This window comes from Pseudoalteromonas sp. S1650 (genome assembly GCF_005887195.1).
Lineage (GTDB): Bacteria > Pseudomonadota > Gammaproteobacteria > Enterobacterales > Alteromonadaceae > Pseudoalteromonas > Pseudoalteromonas simplex.
Genome location: NZ_PNDF01000137.1, coordinates 1 through 1,435, shown reverse-complemented (window position 1 = coordinate 1,435; position 1,435 = coordinate 1). Strand labels below are relative to the sequence as shown.

The following is a 1,435-nucleotide window of genomic DNA, read 5'->3' as shown; positions in this document are numbered from 1 at the left end:
TTCTCAGCCACAGTGGGCAGTAATGGAACCTGGACTAGCGAAGTGCCAAACGGTTTAGCCGAAGGTGATTACACTGTGTCAGCAACAGTGAGTGACGTGGCGGGCAATAGTACAACAATCAGTGCCTCAGGTAGTATTGATACGGTAAATCCTACAGTTGTTGTGAATGATAATGGCTTAAGTAATGATAATACCCCAACAATCAGCGGTACATCTACCGAGCCTGCGGGCACAATTGTAAATATTATAGTTACAGACAGTAATGGCGATAATTATAGTTTTACAGCTGTTGTAAGTGCTGCAGGCACATGGCAAACAGACGCATCTGAAATACCTGATGGTAACTATACAATTACTGCAACAATCACAGATGCTGCGGGTAATACAGGGAGTGATACAGGCTCAGGAACGATAGACACTACAGCGCCTCTCATTACAATCAACAATCTAGGCACAATTAACACCGCAACACCAACTATTAGTGGTACATCTTCGGAGCCAGCAGGCACTGTTATTTCACTTGTATTAACAGATACCAGTGGTGGTGAGATCAGTTTGACTGCAACCGTTGATGGTGCTGGTAATTGGTCTGTCACCTCTTCATCGTTAGCGAATGATGACTACAGCGTGGTTGCTACAGTAGAGGATGCAGCAGGAAATATCGCCTCAGCAACAGAGAATTTCACCTTGAATACCAGTGCGCCTAGTATTTCAATAGATGCCCTAGGCCAAACGAACGATACAACGCCTACTATTTCAGGAACAACCAGTGCTCCTGACGGCAGTACGGTAACAGTGACTATAAATGATGGCACCAATCCAGTTGAAACACTGACAGTAAGTGTCTCAGGTGGTATTTGGACTGTTACTGCTAATAATGCATTAACTGAAGGTGATTTTACGGTTACTGCTAGCGTTACAGTAGGTGGCGTTGAAGGTACAGACTCTGCTGTAGGAACAATTGATTTAACCCCTCCTACCATTGCAATTAATGATATTGCACAAACCAATGATACAACCCCAACAATAAGTGGTACAACGGATGCACCGGTAGGAAGCACAGTTACCGTGATCATTACTGATTCACAAGGCAACCCACAAACTTTAGTTGCTACGGTATTAGCGAACGGAAGTTGGTCAGTGTCTGCAACCACAATACTGGCAGAAGGTAGTTTTACTGTTAATGCTTCAGTCACCGATGCAGCCGGTAATACTGGCACCGATAGTGCCACTGGTGAAATCGACATTACCGCACCGACGATTAGCCTTGATACCTTGGCCGATAGTAATGATGTGACACCGCTGATTAGTGGGCAAACCACCGGAGCGGCTGTGGGCAGCTTAGTGCTGCTTACTATCACTGACAGTGCCGGTAATGGACAAAGTGCGACAGCGACGGTGCAAGCGGATGGCAGTGGGAGTGGTGAGCCAAGTC

Annotated in this window: 1 protein-coding gene; it reads left to right on the top strand. The window is 46.0% G+C overall.

All coding sequences use genetic code 11. The annotated features are described in order from the left end of the window. The coding region (locus CWB80_RS21855; protein ID WP_171041574.1) for an Ig-like domain-containing protein at positions 1–1,435 on the top strand (1,435 nt) is incomplete at both ends.